This window comes from Pseudomonas sp. ZT5P21, assembly GCF_054897785.1.
This window is the reverse complement of the sequence record NZ_CM142705.1, coordinates 3,371,413-3,390,345: the sequence shown is the minus strand read 5'-3', so window position 1 is coordinate 3,390,345 and position 18,933 is coordinate 3,371,413. Positions and strand designations below refer to the sequence as shown.

Annotated in this window: 15 protein-coding genes; 5 read left to right on the top strand and 10 right to left on the bottom strand. The window is 59.5% G+C overall.

Annotated elements, in window-relative coordinates:
• Positions 1 to 99 precede the first annotated feature (99 nt).
• The 5 genes from ACYZT9_RS15770 (at position 100) to ACYZT9_RS15750 (ending at position 4,817) form a co-directional block, all read left to right on the top strand.
• Complete coding sequence (locus ACYZT9_RS15770) at positions 100 to 1,590, top strand: aldehyde dehydrogenase (RefSeq protein WP_462006349.1); 1,491 nt, start codon at positions 100 to 102, stop codon at positions 1,588 to 1,590.
• A gap of 52 nt (positions 1,591 to 1,642) precedes the next feature.
• On the top strand, positions 1,643 to 2,926 hold the full coding sequence (locus tag ACYZT9_RS15765; protein ID WP_462006348.1) for an NAD(P)/FAD-dependent oxidoreductase: 1,284 nt from the start codon (positions 1,643 to 1,645) through the stop codon (positions 2,924 to 2,926).
• Positions 2,927 to 3,297: 371 nt separating this feature from the next.
• Positions 3,298 to 3,846: a cupin domain-containing protein gene (locus ACYZT9_RS15760; protein WP_007946335.1), complete on the top strand. Its 549-nt coding sequence runs from the start codon at positions 3,298 to 3,300 to the stop codon at positions 3,844 to 3,846.
• Between the two features lie 46 nt (positions 3,847 to 3,892).
• Positions 3,893 to 4,318 (top strand): hypothetical protein, encoded by a 426-nt coding sequence (locus tag ACYZT9_RS15755; RefSeq protein WP_462006347.1) that lies wholly within the window; start codon positions 3,893 to 3,895, stop codon positions 4,316 to 4,318.
• Positions 4,319 to 4,367: 49 nt separating this feature from the next.
• Positions 4,368 to 4,817 carry an NUDIX hydrolase gene (locus ACYZT9_RS15750; protein WP_462006346.1) on the top strand — a complete coding sequence of 150 codons (450 nt, stop codon included), beginning with the start codon at positions 4,368 to 4,370 and terminating at the stop codon, positions 4,815 to 4,817.
• A gap of 127 nt (positions 4,818 to 4,944) precedes the next feature.
• On the opposite strand, the gene ACYZT9_RS15745 is transcribed toward ACYZT9_RS15750, so the two are convergent.
• The 10 genes from ACYZT9_RS15745 to ACYZT9_RS15700 form a co-directional block, all read right to left on the bottom strand.
• A complete protein-coding gene (locus tag ACYZT9_RS15745) occupies positions 4,945 to 5,376 on the bottom strand; it encodes a hypothetical protein (protein ID WP_462006345.1) in 432 nt (143 codons plus the stop codon).
• 489 nt (positions 5,377 to 5,865) lie between these two features.
• On the bottom strand, positions 5,866 to 7,287 hold the full coding sequence (locus tag ACYZT9_RS15740; protein WP_462006344.1) for a mannose-1-phosphate guanylyltransferase/mannose-6-phosphate isomerase: 1,422 nt from the start codon (positions 7,285 to 7,287) through the stop codon (positions 5,866 to 5,868).
• A 133-nt stretch (positions 7,288 to 7,420) separates the two neighbouring features.
• On the bottom strand, positions 7,421 to 8,512 hold the full coding sequence (locus ACYZT9_RS15735) for a mannuronate-specific alginate lyase (RefSeq protein WP_462010235.1): 1,092 nt from the start codon (positions 8,510 to 8,512) through the stop codon (positions 7,421 to 7,423).
• Positions 8,512 to 9,906: an alginate O-acetyltransferase AlgX-related protein gene (locus ACYZT9_RS15730; RefSeq protein ID WP_462006343.1), complete on the bottom strand. Its 1,395-nt coding sequence runs from the start codon at positions 9,904 to 9,906 to the stop codon at positions 8,512 to 8,514. Before ACYZT9_RS15730 ends, ACYZT9_RS15735 begins: the two co-directional genes overlap by 1 nt.
• An 11-nt stretch (positions 9,907 to 9,917) precedes the next feature.
• Positions 9,918 to 11,435 carry a mannuronan 5-epimerase AlgG gene (gene algG, locus ACYZT9_RS15725; protein WP_462006342.1) on the bottom strand — a complete coding sequence of 506 codons (1,518 nt, stop codon included), beginning with the start codon at positions 11,433 to 11,435 and terminating at the stop codon, positions 9,918 to 9,920.
• Positions 11,436 to 11,519: 84 nt separating this feature from the next.
• Positions 11,520 to 12,908 (bottom strand): alginate export family protein, encoded by a 1,389-nt coding sequence (locus ACYZT9_RS15720; protein ID WP_462010234.1) that lies wholly within the window; start codon positions 12,906 to 12,908, stop codon positions 11,520 to 11,522.
• Between the two features lie 41 nt (positions 12,909 to 12,949).
• Positions 12,950 to 14,350, bottom strand: a complete 1,401-nt coding sequence (locus tag ACYZT9_RS15715; protein WP_462006341.1) for an alginate biosynthesis protein AlgK — start codon at positions 14,348 to 14,350, stop codon at positions 12,950 to 12,952.
• A complete protein-coding gene (locus ACYZT9_RS15710; RefSeq protein WP_462006340.1) occupies positions 14,347 to 15,561 on the bottom strand; it encodes a PilZ domain-containing protein in 1,215 nt (404 codons plus the stop codon). Before ACYZT9_RS15710 ends, ACYZT9_RS15715 begins: the two co-directional genes overlap by 4 nt.
• A 115-nt stretch (positions 15,562 to 15,676) precedes the next feature.
• Entirely contained in the window at positions 15,677 to 17,158 is a 1,482-nt protein-coding gene (locus ACYZT9_RS15705; RefSeq protein WP_462006339.1) for a glycosyltransferase family 2 protein, read from the bottom strand.
• A gap of 59 nt (positions 17,159 to 17,217) precedes the next feature.
• Complete coding sequence (locus ACYZT9_RS15700; RefSeq protein ID WP_462006338.1) at positions 17,218 to 18,528, bottom strand: nucleotide sugar dehydrogenase; 1,311 nt, start codon at positions 18,526 to 18,528, stop codon at positions 17,218 to 17,220.
• Positions 18,529 to 18,933 lie beyond the last annotated feature (405 nt).

Below are 18,933 nucleotides of genomic sequence, written 5' to 3'. Positions count from 1 at the left end.
GCCGGACACACCGCTTTCGCGAGCAAGCGCGCTCCCACAGGGAATCGCATTGCAAGTTTTAACTGACGATCACCTATTCCTCTGCGTCGAGTCACAACAATGACAATCACTCGCAGCGACTGGGAACAACGCTTCCAGTCTCTAACCATCGAAAGCCGTGCCTTCATCGACGGCCAGTACCGCGCAGCACTCAGCGGTGACACCTTCGAATGCATCAGCCCGGTAGACGGCCGCTTCCTGGCCAACGTCGCCAGCACAGATGAAGCCGATGCCAACGAAGCCGTGGCCGTCGCACGCCGCACTTTCGAGTCCGGCATCTGGGCGCGATTGGCGCCGGCCGAGCGCAAGCGCATCTTAATTCGCTTCGCCGATTTGATCCTGGACAACCAGGAAGAGCTGGCCCTGCTCGAAACCCTCGACATGGGCAAACCGATCAACGACTCGATGAACATCGACATCCCGGCGACCGCCAACGCGATCCGCTGGACCGCCGAAGCCATCGACAAGCTCTACGACGAAGTCGCCGCCACGCCGCACGACCAACTCGGCCTCATCACCCGCGAACCCGCCGGCGTTGTCGCCGCCATCGTGCCGTGGAACTTCCCGCTGATCATGGCCAGCTGGAAGTTCGCCCCGGCCCTCGCGGCGGGCAACTCGTTCATCCTCAAGCCTTCGGAAAAGTCACCGTTGACCGCGATCCGCATCGCCCAGTTAGCGTTGGACGCGGGCATCCCGAAAGGCGTGTTCAACGTTCTGCCGGGCTACGGTCACACCGTCGGCAAGGCGCTGGCGTTGCACATGGACGTCGACGTGCTGGCCTTCACCGGGTCGACAGCGATTGCCAAGCAACTGCTGATCTACGCCGGGCAAAGCAACATGAAACGCGTCTGGCTCGAAGCCGGGGGCAAGAGCCCGAACGTGGTGTTCGCCGACGCGCCGGACCTGCGCGCGGCAGCACAAGCAGCGGCCAGCGGGATTGCCTTCAACCAGGGCGAAGTCTGCACGGCCGGTTCGCGTTTGCTGGTGGAGCGCTCGATTCGCGAGCAGTTCATTCCGCTGCTGGTGGAAGCGCTGCAAGCCTGGAAACCGGGGCACGCCCTCGATCCGCAAACCACCGTCGGCGCGGTTGTCGATCAGCGTCAACTGGACAACGTGCTGCGCTACATCCAGGTTGGCAAAGACCAGGGCGCCCAACTGATCGCGGGCGGCAGCCGCACGCTCGAAGCCACTGGCGGCTTGTACGTGGAACCGGCGATTTTCGACGGTGTGACCAACGCCATGACTATTGCCCGTGAAGAAATTTTCGGCCCGGTGCTCTCGCTGATCACCTTCGATACTGAAGAAGAAGCCCTGGTCATCGCCAACGACAGCATCTTTGGCCTGGCCGCAGGCGTGTGGACCAGCAACCTGAGCAAGGCCCACACCTTCGCCCGTGGTTTGCGTGCCGGCAGCGTCTGGGTCAACCAGTACGACGGCGGCGACATGACTGCGCCGTTCGGCGGGTACAAGCAGTCGGGTAACGGTCGGGACAAATCGCTGCACGCGTTCGACAAATACACCGAACTCAAAGCGACCTGGATCAAGCTCTAATACTTCTACAACGGTGGCCCCCGGCAAGTGCTGGCGGTCATCGGAGAAACCTATGAAACAAGCACATGTAAACAGCTACTATGCCGCAACCACCAACCGCATCGGCGAATTCCCGGTGCTGGAGCACGAGGTGGACTGCGACGTCTGCGTGATAGGCGCCGGCTACACCGGTTTGTCCTCGGCGCTGTTCCTTGCCGAAGCCGGCTACAGCGTGACCGTACTCGAAGCCGCCAAAGTCGGTTTCGGCGCCAGCGGTCGCAACGGCGGCCAACTGGTCAACTCCTACAGTCGCGACGTTGATGTCATCGAAGAACGCTACGGCGACAAGACCGCTGAAGTCCTCGGCAGCATGATCTTCGAGGGCGCCGACATCATCCGTCAGCGCATACAACACTACGACATTCAGTGCGACTATCGCCCGGGCGGCATCTTCGCCGCGCTGAACAAAAAGCAACTCAAAGGCCTGGCTGAACAGAAAAGCAGCTGGGAACGTTACGGCAACAAAAACCTGACAATGCTCGACGCGGCCGACATCAAGCGCGAAGTCGGTTGCGACAACTACGTCGGCGGCCTGCTCGACATGCAGGGCGGCCACATCCACCCGCTGAACCTCGCCCTCGGCGAAGCCTCGGCCATCATCGGCCTGGGCGGCAAAATCTACGAGCAATCGGCCGCCGTGGGAATCACCTACGGCGAACCGATCACCGTACGTACCGCCAAAGGCCTGGTCCGCGCCAAGTACCTGCTGATCGCCGGCAACGCCTACCTGCCGCAGGGCCTCGACAATCGCGTGACCAGCAAAAGCATGCCGTGCGGCTCGCAAATCGTCGTCACCGAGCCGTTGTCGGAGAAGGTTGGGCGCAGCCTGATCAAAAACAACTACTGCGTCGAAGACTGCAACTACTTGCTCGACTACTACCGCCTCACTGCCGATAACCGGCTGCTCTATGGTGGTGGCGTTGTCTACGGTGCGCGGGAACCGGACGACATCGAACAGCTGATCAAACCGAAAATCCTCAAGACCTTCCCGCAATTGAAGGACGTGAAGATCGACTATCGCTGGACCGGCAACTTCCTGCTGACCATGTCGCGCATGCCGCAATTCGGCCGCATCGAGAAAAACGCCTACTACATGCAAGGCTACAGCGGCCACGGCGTCACCTGCTCACACCTGGCCGGCAAACTGATTTCGGAAATGATCCGCGGCGACGCCGAACGCTTCGACGCCTTCGCCTCGCTCCCGCATATGCCCATGCTCGGCGGCCGCACCTTCCAGGCCCCACTCACCGCCATGGGCGCCGCGTATTACGCGCTGCGCGATCGGTTCGGCATCTAGGCCTGGCAGAATCCTGTAGGAGCAAAGCTTGCTCGCGAAGAGGCCGGCACATCCAGCATCGATGTAGCCTGACACACCGCCTTCGCGAGCAAGCTCAGCTCCTACAGAGGATCTACAGCAGGCACAAAATTTGTGGCCTTCGCAGATCAAACTGTGGGAGCGGGCTTGCTCGCGAAGAGGCCCTAGCAGTCACAATCGATGCTGCCTGATACACCGCTGTCACAAGCAAGCATGCGCCTACAGCAACCCCCACAAACGTGATTTAATACCCGACTTTCAAATATCCGGGACAGGGAAGCGGTACTTTCGCGGCCAAAAGTCGCCCGCCATCCACCCCCATAACCCTTAAGTTTTCCTCGCATAAGGCTGTCATGGACACGGGCTCACGACTCAAACTAGTACGCGAAAGCTACAAACTCTCCCAGCGCGAGCTGGCCCGGCGTAGCGGCGTCACCAATGCCACCATCTCCCTGATCGAACAGAATCGTGTCAGTCCCTCCGTCAGCTCCCTGAAAAAACTGCTCGAAGGCATCCCCATGTCCCTGGCGGACTTCTTCACCTTCGACCAACCGCCGCGTGAACATCAATACGTGTTTCGGGCCAATGAACAACCGGATCTCGGGCGTCATGGGTTGCGGTTGTTGTTGATTGGCGCTTCGGTGCCGAGTCGGCAGATGCGCTTGTTGCGCGAGCAATACGCGCCTGGGGCGAGTTCGGGGGAAGAGCCGATTGTGCATTCTGAAGGCGAGGAGTGTGGGCTTGTCACCCGTGGCACTGTTGAGTTGACGGTTGATGGCCAGATCAGCGTGCTCAACGCGGGTGACGGCTACTACTTTCCAACGACCTTGCCGCATAAGTTCCGCAACATCGGCCAGGACGAAGCGGAAATCATCAGCGCCAACACCCCGGCGAACTTCTGATTTCTCCGGGGCTTGAACGCTGTACCCCCTAATGGATCGTTTGCGTATGGATGCTCGAACGTTTTGCTACTACCTCTGGGCATGGCCGATGGTCTTTGCCAGTTCAGGTTTTTACTCCGTGATATTGGTGGCGGGGCTGAAGCAAATTTTTGGTGTGGATGACGCGTATCTCAACGCGGTAGGACTTGTCTCTTTCGTGGTCTTTTGCATTTTCGGCGTGTGTTACGTGGCGCCGAAGTTGAAACGGATTGAATTCGGCGAGGAGGGTCGGTACACGAGTGTGTGGGCTTCGAGGGTAGGTATTGTCGTCGGGGCTTCGATTGGGACCGTTCTCAGTTTTCCGGTCATTGATAAAGTCGGGTTTTTGAGAGGGTTGCCGCATTGGGGCTCCGTTGGAATTTTGTTTCTTGTTTTCGCGTGTTCCGTGTCTGTTTTTTCTCACTATGTCTGGAAGCCGGGCCGCAGACATTGATTAGCGCCCTGACCGCTACGCTCCCCACCCAGTAAATGGACTTCACCTCATGACTGCACACCGCATCCGCCCCATCACACTCTGCGTCTTCCATCACGATGGCAAGATACTGGTCAACGAAGCTCGCGACCCTATCACTGGAAAGCGATTCTTCCGCCCAATCGGTGGCGGTATAGAATTCGGCGAAACCAGTGCCCAAGCCGTTGTGCGTGAAGTAGAAGAAGAACTCGGTTTATCCATCACCGATGTTCGCCTGCTAGGCACGCTCGAAAGCCTCTTCACCTATGCCGGCACACCAGGGCACGAAATCGTGCAGGTCTACGATGCGAAGTTTGTGGATGCCAGCGTCTATGAGTTGCCGCACGTGGACGCTCAAGAAAGCGATGGCGCAACCTTCACCGCAAAATGGCTCCCGTGCGCAAGCTTTACTGACGAAGCGCCGTTGGTTCCTGATGGGCTTCACGAACTGCTGAAAAAAGTCGGGCTGCCGGAGTCTTGAACCACATTGAATTCCCGGCACGGGACCTGGGTTTAAAAGAAGTCAAACCGGACGCTACGTTGAGCGCCCGGGTATCAGACGATGCCTCGACGGCAGTTCGATAGCCCCCTGTCGGCGCGTCGTTCAACTAGTGGCCCAAGGATTTGCACTGATTGCGCAGACCGTCGTTCTTGATATTTTGGCAACCGCCCCAGCCTTGCTTGGCCTTGCAATAGTTGCGCTGGTCATCGTCGCGAATGTTTCCACAGTCACTCGTGCCTCCCGTTTCGGCTTTGCAGGCGTTGCGCATGTCGTCATTCTTGATATTTTGGCAACCGCCCCAGCCTTGCTTGGCCTTGCAATAATTGCGCTGGTCATCGTCGCGAAAGTTTCCGCAATCACCCGTACCTTCCGTTTCGGCTTTGCAGGCATTGCGCTGGTCGTCGTCTTTAATATTCTGACAACCGCCCCGGCCCTCCCGGGCCTTGCAATAGTTACGCTGGTCATCGTTGCTGATGTTTTCGCAACTGGCGTAAACGTAGCTGCTGAACATCAGCATCACTGCGAGGATCAGTCTCATATCACACTTCCATGGTTTGCCAGGGGCAGCCTGGTACTGGGTGCTCCACGATGAATGGGTGGTGTAGAGCGCTATCAAATTGACATCATTTTATGGAAAGGTTCCGAGGGGGAAGACGGGGTGCAGGTGCATGGGACGCAGCTACCATTACCGGTGCTGATTGCCACTGTTTGTGGGCTCTAACGCTATTTCGCGGGGGGAGGGGTGGAGTGTATTGGGAAATTGGGGGCAGGTATTGGGGCTGCTTCGCAGCCCAACGGGGATAAATCCTCTCGCCACAAGGTGTGATTTGCTACATGGTTTTCGGACTTCAAGATTATGAGTCGGAGCGGCAAAAAACGACATAGGCCCCGTTTTCTGTAGGAGGGAGCTTGCTCGCGAAAAATGCCCTGATAACGTGTTCATTCAGACAGCACGCGTTATCGTTGTCGTCCTTCGCGAGCAAGCTCGCTCCTACAGTGGTCGTGCAGTTTCCAGATCGTTACAGGCTCAACTCTTGATCTGCTGATTTCTCCCATAGACATCTTCCAACCGCTCAATATCGTCCTCCCCCAAATAGCTCCCGGACTGCACCTCAATAACCTCCAACGGAATTTTCCCGGGGTTGGCCAGGCGATGCACCGACGCGATCGGAATGTAGGTGGACTGGTTTTCCGTCAGCAGGAAGACCTTTTCGTTGCAGGTCACTTGGGCGGTGCCGGAGACAACGATCCAGTGTTCAGCGCGGTGGTGATGCATTTGCAGGGACAGCTGCGCGCCAGGTTTGACGGTGATGTGTTTGACCTGATGGCGCAGACCGCTGTCCACGGAGTTGTAGCTGCCCCAAGGGCGGTACACCGCGCAGTGGTTCTGGGTTTCCGAGCGGCCTTTGGCGTCGAGGGCGTTGACCAGTTTTTTTACGTCTTGCACGGTGTCGCGGTGCGCGACCATCAGGGCGTCCTGGGTTTCTATCACGACCAGATCGTCCAGCCCCAGCAGGGTCACCAGTTTGCTGCTGCCATGCACGAAGCAATTGCGACTGTTGTAGCTGACGACATCGCCCTTGAGCACGTTGCCATCGGCATCCTTGTCGTGCACATCCCACAGCGAAGACCAGCAACCGACATCATTCCAGCCGGCGCTTAGCGGGACGACCCAGGCGCGGCTGGTGCGTTCCATCACCGCATAGTCGATGGAGTTGTCCGGGCAGCATTCGAAGGTGACGCGATCGATGCTGGTCACGCCTTCGCTGCTGCGGCTGCGCTCCAGGGCCAGTACGCAGGTGTCGTACATGTCCGGTTCGTGAGTGCGCAATTCTTCGAGGTAGCGGCTGGCGCGGAACAGGAACATGCCGCTGTTCCAGAAGTACTCGCCGGAGCGGACAAATTCGCTGGCGGTTTGCGTGTCGGGTTTCTCGATGAACTTTTCGACTTTGAAGGCGTTGGCGCCTGCATCGCTGCAGTCGGCTTTGATGTAGCCAAAGCCGGTTTCCGGACGCGTCGCTGGAATGCCGAACAGCACCAGATTGCCTTTGAGCGCCTCTTCCTGCGCGTGGGCCAGCGTGGTGCGCAAGGCGGGCTCGTCGCTGATCACATGGTCGGCCGGAAGCACCAGCAGCAACTCATCGCGGCCTTCGGCGATCAGCTTGAGGGCCGCCAATGCCACTGCCGGTGCGGTGTTGCGGCCGAAGGGTTCGAGCAGTATCGCCTGCGGTGTACAGCCGATGGCGGCGAGCTGTTCATTGACGATGAAACGATGCTCCTGATTGCAGACCACAATCGGCTTGCCGATACCCTCGAACGTCAGGCGCTGCAGGGTCTGCTGAAACAGCGATCCTTCGCCTGCCAGACTCAGGAACTGTTTGGGGTACAACTTGCGCGACAAAGGCCACAAACGCGAACCGCTGCCGCCGGACAGAATGACTGGAATCATTTTACGTTCTCCCGCACCTTCATCACTCGACATGAAGGCGCTTCGAACAGCGAAGGACTGCCTTCCATTATTTAAAACACAAGCGCAACTCAGGACGGCCTCACCGGTATCCAGGGCGTGTTGGCTGTTGCATTCATTTCTTCTGGTCAGCAAACAATTGAGTGATGTCGCCGCCCAGGCGGTAGGTTTTCATCGGTTCGATCGATTGGCGCCAGCGGTTGGTTTGCGCCGAGCAGGCGTACAACGCGCAGTAGGGTTCCAGCCAGGCAAACTTGCCATCCTCGTTGAGGTCCTCGAGTTCTTGCTTGTAGCCGGTCTTGCGTTCAAACGAGCGGGGATCCTTGATGCCTTCTTCCACCCGCGCCGCTAGACGCCGCATGGCGCCACGGTTTTCTTCGCGCAGGTCGACGCCGTTGGCCTGGGCAAAGGCAGCGATCATCATCAGCGGCCCCATCGCGTAGTTGTGGTAAGCCAGTGCGCGGGTTTCGCGGCCCAGTTCGTTGGGCAGATAGCCGTCGGCATCGACCTGGGACGCGCCGATGCGGAACTGGGCGACTGACCAATCGAACAGGTCGCGCCGGTCGACCACCACCGAGGCCGCCATGACGGACCATGCTGCCCAATACTGGTGATTGTTGAGTCGGTCCAGCGGCTGGTCGCGCCAATCCCGCACCACCTGATCGGCGACCTGGCCGATCCAGGCCTCGATCAGCCGGGTCTGCGCCTCGCGGCCCTTCAACGGCTGCGAACTCGAATACTTGAGCCGCAGCCAGGCCGAAGAAATACTGCCCAGCGCCCATTTGCGCATCGACTTGCCGGTATGGGTGTAAGTGGTGCTCAGCAGTGCCTGTGCCTTGGCCCAATCGCCCAGCCAGCTCAGGGTGCAGTCGACATGACCTGCGCGGCCGAGCCGTAAATAGGCGGCGACTTGCTTGTTGACACCCTTTTCCAGTTCGTTGATATCGCCTGACAATTGCTTGTAGCGTTTGTTGGACTCCACGTTGAGCTGATCACGCGCCTTGCCCGAGCCCTCGTACTTGCTGGGGATCATCAGGTCGCCGGTATAGGGTTTGGGCGCCGCCGGGCAGCTCGGCGCATCGCCTTTCTTGTCCACGGCCGGCGCGTAATAGCCCTGCGGCGGACGAAGTGGAGAGGCGGCCGCCTGCACGCTCGTCGCCGCCAGAATGAAGGACACGCCGAAGGCGGCCCAGTGCGCCTGACGCATCATTGCACCTCCGTCTGCGCGGTGCGCAGGGAAGGTGCCGTGAGGACGGGTTTGGCACACAAGCGGGTCGAGAGCTCCATGGAGTTCGTTCCAGGCGGTGGCTGCACGTCCATGGAAAGAAAAGTCTGTTCGTCCCAGTCCTGATCGTCGCGCAGCTCGAAGGCGAAGCGACCCTGGGTATTGACCGTTGGCGAACGGCTCAGGCTGATGTTTTCCTGGCGACCGTTCATGTAGGTCAGGGTCGCGTTCATTATGTGCACGCCGGGATCAGCGAACCTGAGGTCGACCTGATATCGATTGCCCTTGATCGGATGCACATTGCCGCCACCGCCGTTGAACAACACCTGATTGCGCCCGCTGTGCAGGGTCGACTGGCTTTTGAGCAGCGGCGCCTGGTTGTCGCAGCCATCGCCCAGCGCCGCCATCGCCTGCCGATAGAAACTGGATTTGCCGAGGCTGTCGAGATTGTCGGTCTCCCATACCAGTACCTTCGGCGGGTCTTTCTGAAAGACGTCGCCGAGCAGGTAGGCGATCAACGAATCATCGTAGCCACCGGACGGTACGGTGAAATTGCTGACTGGTGTCTCCAGATATTGTTCGAGGAAACCGGCAAAGTTGAACGCCTCGCCGCTGGCACTGGTACCAATCAAGGCAACTTTGGCGGGGACCTTGGAATCGACCTGGGCCCGGGTTTGATAACGGGTGACATACTGCGCCGCATAGCCGTTACCGCAGATCTGTGCAGCGGCTTTTTGCAACGAGCCAGAGCGTCCCAGCAGGCCGGCCGGCTGGCTGGCGAAGACTTGATGCGGCAACGCCTTGAGCACATTGTTGCCCTTGAGCGTCTGGGCCACCAACTGGGCACTGCGTTCGGCGCCATAGGGCGTCCAGTTGTGGTCGCCCTTGAAGTAGAAGGGCTGCCCGGCGGGCTGTGGCGCACTCAACAGGTTGGTAAAGTCGGGGGCCAGAACTCCCAAGTGGCGCACCCGGTCCAGTGTTTGCAAATAGTTCTGCCGGGCCCCGGCCTGATCGAAGCTGGCCAGTTCCAACGGCGTCAGTCGGTCGGCGTGCAGCAAGCCGCGGCTCGGTGGCAGCACCAGCACCAGCTCGACCCCGCGCTGGGCCAGGCCATCGCGCAGGCGCTTGAGGGCCTTGTAACCGCTCTCATCCAGGCCGAAGTCAGTGCGAAAATCGCTGCGGGTGCGGAAAAGCCACTGGTCCTTGGTCTCCACCAGGGTCGCGAAGTTTTTCAGCGTCGGCTGCTCGTAAAGTGTTGCCTGCGCCGCTTGTGGGCACAGCTTGCAGCAGGCCTCGGCCGTGTACTCCGGCTGCGCCTGGACCCACGCCGGCACAGACAGAATGCATAGCGCGGCATATCCATGGATTGTCTTCATCAGCAGGCTCCTCAAAGTTTCACCGGCAGAATCAATACGGCTTCTCGGCGACGCAGGAGAATGTCTATCAAGTCGCCTTGCACCTCTCCCAGCAAACCGCTGAAGGCAAGGCCGTCCTGTTTCTGCGGCGCCAGAAAGGTCAAGTCATAGAGTTCCAGACGCGAGGGAGAAAACACGGTAATGGGGCTGGAGCCGTTGCCGATCAGCTTGCCGCCGACCACGGTGAGCGACAGCCTGGCGTCGTAGGGATCTTCCTTGAGATCGCGGTCAGTGCCGCGCAAATCCTTGATGTGGCCGTAGATGCCGGTCAGGGCATTGGCCATCAGCTCGTTTTCATAAAGCCGCACACCGGTACTGTTGCGAACCCGGATACCATGCCGGCCATTGTCGCTCGCGCGGTTGCGCCAGAACAGGTTATTGCTGCTCTCATAGACGGTTACGCCGTCGGAGAGGTTTTTGTAGGTCTCGTTGTAGGCCACCAGATTATTGACGCTGGAGCGGTCCAGGACGATGCCCGACAGGTGGTTGTCGTAGGCGCGGTTGTAGATGATCCAACTGTCATTGACCTCGCGCGATACGATAATGCCGTGCTTCTTGCGAGTGCCGAAGGCATCGTTGTGGGCAATGATCAGCCGGCGCGAACGGTCGTGCGGGTCGATGCCATAGACGATGTTGTCGCGATAGGAATTGGCGAGAATCACCACGTCGTCGGCCTCATAGCAATAGAAGCCGTACCAGTTGTCGACGAACTCGGAATTGAGCAGCCAGCCAGTCGGCCGCTTGCGTTTCATCCTCGGCGCCATGCTCGGGCTGTACTGGGAAATACTCACACCATAACTCTTGCTCGCGGTGTAGCCGAAGCTGGTGATGGTGCTGTTGACGATGTAGGTTTCGGTGCCCCCCCAAGACACCAGGAAGGGCCGGAACTCACCCTCTTTTTTGTACCAGGCCGGGCTGTCATTCTTCTCGCTCCAGGCGCTGACTTTGGTGTCGGTGATAAACAGCTTGCCGTCATTGACCAGGAATGACCCGGCCTCCTGGGACAATCGCAACTCCTTGACCGACTTGCCGATATGCAGGGTCCCGCCCGGACGTATGACGATCGGCAGGCGCGCCAGAAACACCCCCGGCGCGGTTTCACGCAAGGCGGTCGGTGGCAGGCTGCGCGCCAGTTGCGTCAGGGTCATGTAGCCACGGTCGATGAAGATCGCCACGGGCATTCGCTTCTGGCGAACCACCCATTCCTTCAGGCGATCCTCGCCGCCGATGAACTCATCGAGCGCGTTTTCCTTGAGCATCGGCTGGATCAAGGCGCGGCCGACGGGCTTGTAGGAAATCTTTGCTGCGACTGCCTCGGCCGTATAGCCCGACAGGTCGGGCATTTTCGGCTCCTTGATCAGCAACGGCTTTCCTGGTGCCTCGCTGATGGTGTAACGCGGCGCCAGGATCTCATTTGCCGCATTGGCCCCTGCGGCCTGCATCAACAGCAGTCCGGCGAGCAACAACCCTATCTTGACGACACTGTCCATAAGTCTCACTCATCTAAATAAATGCAACCTGGTGTGCAGTGCGCCGTTGCCCGCGATGGCATCACCGCGGGCAACCACCTGGTCCTAGATTTTCCAGACAAAATCAATGAATGCCCGGTGCATGCTCGAATCGGTGTCGTTGGCGTAGGCGTCACCCGGGAAGAACACGCCGAGGCGCAAGCGGACCAGCGCCGAGGGTTCGTCAACCCAGTCCACCATGCTCGCAGGTAACAGGCCTTGTTTGAAGTACTTGGTCATGACCAGATCGACTTCCTGGCCCAGGTCCTTCTCACCATCCACCAGTGCCGCATTGATGATCCCGTCGTCGCCGGTTTCCGTTTGGTCGTCGACCCGCCAGAAGCGGTGGTAGACGAGGCTGGCGTCGTAGTCCTCGCGCATCTGCCAGGAGCCGAACAGAGTCGCCGACTGCAGGTTGCTCAGTTCACCGCGAAACGCTTCGCCGAAACGGTGTACGCGCGAACGCGTGCCGGTGTAGTTCGAGCGGTTGCTCTGCAGGCCGGTCTGCTGGAACTGGTTCTCATCGTCGTCACCGCCGCCGTCGCCGCGGGCGGCGGCAGCACCGAGGCGCCAACTTTCATCGATGTTCCAGCGCAAGCCCAGGTCCGCGGCCCAGGCGTTGACGTCGCCACTGGTATGGCCCGTCGCGACCCGATCGCCGACAGGGTCGACCACGCTGGTGAGGTTCTCGCGATCGCCGGTCAGCCAGGTTGCGTTGATCCAGTAATTGACTGGCATCGTCGAGCGATAGTTGTAGCCGTCACCGTTCGCTTCGAGGCCGACCCAGGTCAGGCTGCCGGTGTTGGTCTTGTCGAGGGCATCGACCTGCTCGCCGGGGTCGGGCAGATTGCCGCTGTCCTCTGCGTGATGGACACGCAGGCCTATCCAATTATTGGGCGTCCACTGCGTCGAGATGTCGGCGAAGGCATGGGAACGGTCTTCGTCTTCGGGCGACAGGTCGTCCACATCGGTGCGGTAGTCGGAAAAGCGTTGAGCGGCGCCGAGGTGGGCGCGCAGCAGGGTGGTTTCGAAGGTCCAGTTGAGCGCTTCGATGTTGGTGTCCATCCACTCGCCACTGTCGTCACGCAGACGCTGGCGCCCGAGGCGCAGATGCTCACCCGGATAGGCCGTGATGCCGGAATAATCGACCCAGAACTCGCGCATCGCAAGGTAACTGTCATCCGTCTCACGGGCGTTAGTGGCGTCGACACCGTTGTTGATCGTATCGGTATCGATGGTATCGGTCGCGGCCACCGCCTGCGCCATCGCATAAGCACTCCAGTTACCCCATTGGCCAAAGGCCCAAGGGCGCAAGTCGATGCCGATACCGTTGACCGTGCCACCGGACGCGGTGCCCAGGTCACGGTCCTCCTGCGACTCAGCGGTAATCTTCACATCCAGACCAAAGTTCTTCGGTGCCACTTCCGCCGCGAGCACCAAATCGACGCTGCACATCAGCGAAACCCCAAGACCACAACCAGCCAACAATGCTTGCTTCATAGTAAGTCCTGTCCATTTTCCGGAGTTTGCAGCCTGGCTAAAGCAGCGCCCGTCAGACGGGCCTGGGCTTCTTCCTCAAGCAAGGGCTGCGCGATTTTCCTTTCTGCCGGGGTCAGCCCCGACTGCAGGGCCGACAGCACTGGCTCCGCATTTACCACGCCTTGGCGTTGCGCGAGCTGCGCAAAGACAAAAGCATTGACCCGATTGACCTTGACACCGCGGGAGTCGAAAAACATGTGCGCCAGGGCCAGATCGGCGTTGGGCGAGCCGTTGCGGGCGGCCAGCAACAAATGTAGCAGCGCTTTCTGTGGTTCGACCTGGCCCAGATAACCGCGCCGGTACAACTGGCCCAGGTAGTAATGCGCCCCGACTTCACCGGCCGCGGCCGCCTTGAGCAAATGCTCTTCAGCCAGGCGCGGATCCTGTGGCAACCATTTGCCGAGGTAATACAGTCGACCGGTCAGCAGTTCCGCCCGTGGATCGCCCGCTTCGCGTCCGCGTTGCAAGGCCGAGAGCAATTGCGGCGCATCGCCTTGCACGGGGTAGTCGTTGATCAACCGTGCGAGGCTGGTCCAGGCCGGCGGATAGACCGGTGCCAGTTCTTCGAGCAGGCGCTGGGCGCTTTGCGGATCGGGCGGGCCTGCGAGGGCGGGCGACGACAGAACGCGCGCCACCGACTCGACCCGCAAGGGCGCTACTCGTCCCTCGCGCAAACCCTGGCGCAACTGCACCAGCAGGTCCGCTTGTGCCTTGGGCTGGGCACGCATTCGGTTGAGGGTGGCCAGCTCCACATAACAGGCATCGAGTACCGCCAACCGAGCCCGGCACATCTGTTCGATCTGTGTCAGGTGAGCGTTATAGGTGCCCTGATTGCGGTAAATCAGAATCTGCGCCAGGTCGGCCTCGACAATGCCCTGGGCACGCCAGCTGTCGACTTTCTGCTGCGGATCCACCACAGGCGCCATTCGCGGGTAGCCCAGGTACAACAACGTCAGTGGCACCACCGCACTGAACTCGCCTTTATCCAGCGCGCCTTCCAACAATTGCCGGGCCTCGTGCACTTGCCGGGGATCACCCGGGCTCTGACGCAGCAACAAACGGCCCAGACGTGCCTGCGCCTTGACCGATTCCGGCGCTGCCTGCCGGTACAAGACTTCAGCCTCTTTCAGGCTTGCCGGGTCGCCCGCCGAGGCCGTCAAGTCGCCCATTCCGGCCTGGGCATCGGCATAGCCGTCCTCGGCCAGCGCCGCGTAGTTCTTGCGTGCCGTTTCATAATCGCCGCGCGCCATGGCCTCGCGCGCCAACCCTTGATCGGGCAGGGTGCCGCAACCGTGGATCATTGTCAGAGCAGCGGCCAGCGCAGAAAACCGCAGCCCTGATCGCCATGCGCCGTTCATTTTCCGGCCGCCATGACTTTATTTTCCCAAGCGTTCTTCACCCAGGTATTGGCCGCCACGGCACTCTGCACCCAGACATTGTCCTGCAGGTCTTTGACACTGACCTCCACCGGGCGCCCGGCCAGATCGGTGCGCAACGGGCTGTCAGGCTCTATGGTGACGCGCAGGTCGGAGGCCAGGCCGCCGTTGTCCAGTGCTACCGCGGCGATTTTGCCCGTGCGCGGCTGTTCTTCTCCCATCAGTTGAAAGCTCACTGACGTGCCAGGCTGGATCTTGGCAAAATTCTTGTAGGGGAAGCGCGCCTCGATGGTTGCCAGACCGTCGATCGGCATCAACTCGTATACCGTGGTGCCCTTGCCGACGACCTGGCCGTCCGGCACCAGTTGCGCCACCACCCGGCAATCGCAAGGGCTGGTCAGCGATCCTTGCAGGGTTCGGCTGAACAGGCGCTCAAGGTTTTCCGGGGTCGCCTGCCCAGGCGGCAGGTTGCCTTTCATCACATCCAGCAGCGAGGCGGAAAAGGTCGCCAGCGGGGCGCCCTTGGACACCACCGCGCCGACCTTGACCAACGAATTGACGCTGCCGTCGCGCGGCAGGCCGATCAACTGGCCGGGCACATTGACGCGTGCCGATTCGGCATGAGTGACGAAATAAATGCCATACAACTGCTGCAGTACATAGCCAAAGGCAGCCAGCCCCACCAGGAACATCAACAGGCTCACCGAGGTCGCCCGCAAACGAGTGAAAAAGCCCATGCCGTGGCCGTGTTCGTGTTTTCGCGGCCTGGTAAAGTTGTCGCGCTGTTGGGTCGCGAGCATGTCGCCCAGGCTGATCAACCCTCCCGAGAGGTAGGAGGTGATCACATAACGCAATGCCGAGATCGCGCGCGGGCGCAGGTTGTGGAACTCGCAACCCACCCGCAATTCCTCGCTACTGATCGAGCGCACGACAAACTCCACGTCGATGGCAAACCCAAGCGCATCGACCTGGAACACCAGTTTGCCTTTGTAATGGCGGCCCGCGATCAGTGGTGTGTCTGGCTGATTCAGGCTGAAGCCACCGGCCGACAGGTCGATCAGCTCGCAATCGAACTTCTCCCGACCCGGCCCGTTAAACTTGATCCGTGCCGGTAGATTCAGCCGCGCATGCTGGCGCTGCACCTCTGACTCATGCACGACATTGTCATCAACAGCAATAACGGCTGTGTTCATAACGCGTCCCTTCCCATCCACGATTCAGACCGATCCGGCAGATCACAGCCGGTGTTACTGTTATCCGTTACCGCTATGTAAACGGCACGGCTTGTCCCTTGCCCTGGCACCTGCGCTACACAATCCACATCAGCAACGCGCAAAACACACTGCCGGCCGAAAACGTCATGGCCCGCGACGACCAGGTATTGAACCAGCGCTGATAGCTGGCCAGCCCGCGGTCGAGTCTGGTTTTCTGGCGTGTCCAGGATTGCCGGTCGAGACGGAAGAACACATAGATCTTCACGATGGCGCCGACCAACTGGTTGTAATAGAGAATCATTGGATACGCCGGACCCACCGGGTGCCCCGACGCCATCAACAGAAGACTCAGGATCAAGCGAGTCACGCCGATCCAGAGCACATAGATCAGCAGGTAGGCCGCGGTGTATTTGACGCTGGCAATGATTGCGATCGACGGTCCGAGCAGGCTGGCCCACATCGATACGCGTTGGTCGAACAGCACCAGCGAAGTGAACCAGCCCAACCGCCGCACGCCCAGGTGCAGGGCCCGAGAGTTCTGCCGCAGGTTGTTGCCATACCAGCGGAACATCAGCTTGCGGCTGGCCTTGAAGAAGCTCTTTTCCGGAGGATGCTCGACGGTGTTGATCGCCGCATCAGGCACATAAAAGGTGTCGTAGCCCAACCGCATCAGGCTGTACCAACTGGACTTGTCATCACCGGTCAGGAATCGGAAACGCCCCAGACGCCAGTGCTGCAGATAATCGCTCTCGACGTCTTGAATAAAACCGGGGTTTGTCACCACCTGGGCGCGGAACACCGACATCCGCCCGGTCATCGTCAACACTCGCTTGCCCAGTGCCATCGAACACATATTGATGTGCCGCTGGGCGAACCGTAGCTTGTGCCATTGGCTCATCAGGTAGCTTCCGCGCACCTCGCAGAACTCATTGGTGGTCAGCCCGCCGACGTTCGGAAACAGCTTGAACCAGGGCACGGTCTGACGCACCAGTCCGGAGGAGAGCACAGTGTCGCCATCGACCACCGCCACCACCGCATCGGCGTCCGGCACGTGCCGCGAGATCGCTCGAAAACCATGGGCCAAGCCATCGCGCTTCCCGGTGCCGGGAATCCGCACGAAGCTCAACTTGACATGTTCCGGCCGGGTGTAGCTGTCCCAGAGCGCTTTGATCAGCAGTTCATCGGCCAGCTCGACGATGGAACAGACCACCGTGGTCGGATAACCACAACCGATGGCTTCTTCGATCACCGAGCGATAAACCTGCGCGGTGGTCAATGCCTCGATACGAAAACTGGTCACCAGCAAAAACACGTGCGATGGATCGGCACTGCTGCCGAGCCGGGTGACTTTGCGTCTGTAGTAAGGGAACACCAGATAAAGGAACAGTAACCCCCGCAGGTAATGGATCGCGCCCATCGAGTAACGCCAGATACCGACCGCCCCCAGCAACAGGAGAAAGTCCCTGGATTGGGGATCGAACACTGAGCGTGGCAGCAACAGTGCAAGCCCCATCAGCGCGGTGAGGTAAAACAGCCACCCCGCCGCTTCACGCAAGTAAACCCTGGAATCAGCCATGCATGTGACCCCTGTTTGAAAACCCGGATTGCTCAGGGCGCGCCAGCTCCGCGCCTCGCTTACCAGCAGATACCCTCGAGCCGATCGCCACTGGCGTGTTCCATGAAGCCCACCAGATCAACCACCTGCTTGCCTTCGGGCACCTCAAGCGCAAGGGCTTTGAAGGACTCGTCACCGTTACCCAGCACGATCACCTCCGCCTCCTCGATCACCTTCGTAAAATCAGCGCGCAATAGCGAAGCCAGGTGCGGAATCCTCGACTCGATGTAGTCCTTGTTAGCCCCATAGATGCGCGCGTATTCAACGTTGCGGTCGAAGATATGCAGGTCGTAGCCCTTGCCGATCAACATTTCGGCCAACTCCACCAGCGGGCTTTCGCGCAGGTCATCGGTGCCCGCCTTGAAGCTCAGGCCGAGGAGCGCGATACGCCGCTTGCCGTAACTGGTGATGATGTCGAAGGCTCTCTGGATCTGCACCGCGTTGCTGTGCATGATTGAGGCCAGCAGCGGATGCTCGACATCCATTTGCCCGGCGCGATAGTTCAGCGCACGCACATCCTTGGGCAGGCAGGAACCGCCGAACGCGAAACCGGGGCGCATGTAATACCGCGACAGGTTGAGTTTGGTGTCCTGGCAGACCACGTCCATCACATCGCGACCGTCCACGCCGGCGGCTTTCGCGATATTGCCGATCTCATTAGCGAAGGTCACTTTGGTCGCGTGCCAGACGTTGCAGGTGTACTTGATCATTTCCGCCACTTCGATGCTCCTGCGCAGGAGCGGCGCGTCCAGCTCTTGATAGAGCGCGACGAGCATGTCCCCGCTGCGCTGGTCGAGTTCGCCGATCACCGTCATGGGCGGACAGTTGTAATCCTTGATCGCCGTACTTTCGCGCAGGAACTCCGGGTTGATCGCCACACCGAAATCGACCCCGGCCTTCTTGCCGGAACAGTCTTCAAGAATAGGGATCACCACGTTCTTCACGGTGCCCGGCAGCACCGTGCTACGCACCACCACCGTATGCCAACTGTCCTTGGTGTGCAGGGCTTCGCCAATTTCGCGGCAGACGGATTTTATGTAGACCAAATCCAGATCGCCGTTCTTCTTGCTGGGTGTACCGACGCAGAGGAAGGACATATCCGTGCTCATCACGGCAGCTTTCACATCACTGCTACCCCGCAGGCGCCCCGATTTCACCCCTTGCTCAAGCAGCGGTTCCAGGCCGGGTTCAACGATAGGCGACTTACCCTGATTGATCAGGTCAATCTTGACTTGCGAAACGTCCACCCCGATTACGTCATGGTTGCGAGCACAGAGACAACCCGCACATACAGCGCCTACATAGCCCAAACCAAATATGCTGATCCGCATCGGTGAATCTCCCGTATACCCTGATTCAGTCAGGCCATGGCATGCCGCGCAGGCCGACAGTTGTCTGTCGGGCCAACTAAGCGGCTGTTTGTTACAACTTGAACTCGACCAAGCTCCGAAGATTTAAGAGTGTAGACAAACATTAATCAGGCACTGTCATTTTTTTTGACAGAATTTCGAACGCCTCGCAGCGACAGCGTCATAGTTTGATCCAGCAAAGTGAGTGCCAGATTAAAGAGCTGAAAATATAATAAAAAAATAATAATAAAAACAGTTACATAGAAGTGTTATTGCGATTAGAAATATAGGCACAAGACGCATATTTGCACCAAAATCAGGCAAATACTTACAATGTTTTTCTGACGCCAACGCATAATGCCCTGTCGCGGTGCAACGCCAACGTTA

Coding starts and splice junctions, on each gene's coding strand:
- ACYZT9_RS15720 (WP_462010234.1), bottom strand. CDS start 12,908: ATGTGCAGCGTCGATTTGGTGCTCGCGGCGGAAGTGGCACCGAAGAAC.
- algG (WP_462006342.1), bottom strand. CDS start 11,435: ATGGACAGTGTCGTCAAGATAGGGTTGTTGCTCGCCGGACTGCTGTTG.
- ACYZT9_RS15700 (WP_462006338.1), bottom strand. CDS start 18,528: ATGCGGATCAGCATATTTGGTTTGGGCTATGTAGGCGCTGTATGTGCG.
- ACYZT9_RS15770 (WP_462006349.1), top strand. CDS start 100: ATGACAATCACTCGCAGCGACTGGGAACAACGCTTCCAGTCTCTAACC.
- ACYZT9_RS15735 (WP_462010235.1), bottom strand. CDS start 8,512: ATGCGTCAGGCGCACTGGGCCGCCTTCGGCGTGTCCTTCATTCTGGCG.
- ACYZT9_RS15705 (WP_462006339.1), bottom strand. CDS start 17,158: ATGGCTGATTCCAGGGTTTACTTGCGTGAAGCGGCGGGGTGGCTGTTT.
- ACYZT9_RS15740 (WP_462006344.1), bottom strand. CDS start 7,287: ATGATTCCAGTCATTCTGTCCGGCGGCAGCGGTTCGCGTTTGTGGCCT.
- ACYZT9_RS15745 (WP_462006345.1), bottom strand. CDS start 5,376: ATGAGACTGATCCTCGCAGTGATGCTGATGTTCAGCAGCTACGTTTAC.
- ACYZT9_RS15715 (WP_462006341.1), bottom strand. CDS start 14,350: ATGAACGGCGCATGGCGATCAGGGCTGCGGTTTTCTGCGCTGGCCGCT.
- ACYZT9_RS15760 (WP_007946335.1), top strand. CDS start 3,298: ATGGACACGGGCTCACGACTCAAACTAGTACGCGAAAGCTACAAACTC.
- ACYZT9_RS15710 (WP_462006340.1), bottom strand. CDS start 15,561: ATGAACACAGCCGTTATTGCTGTTGATGACAATGTCGTGCATGAGTCA.
- ACYZT9_RS15755 (WP_462006347.1), top strand. CDS start 3,893: ATGGATGCTCGAACGTTTTGCTACTACCTCTGGGCATGGCCGATGGTC.
- ACYZT9_RS15765 (WP_462006348.1), top strand. CDS start 1,643: ATGAAACAAGCACATGTAAACAGCTACTATGCCGCAACCACCAACCGC.
- ACYZT9_RS15730 (WP_462006343.1), bottom strand. CDS start 9,906: ATGAAGACAATCCATGGATATGCCGCGCTATGCATTCTGTCTGTGCCG.
- ACYZT9_RS15750 (WP_462006346.1), top strand. CDS start 4,368: ATGACTGCACACCGCATCCGCCCCATCACACTCTGCGTCTTCCATCAC.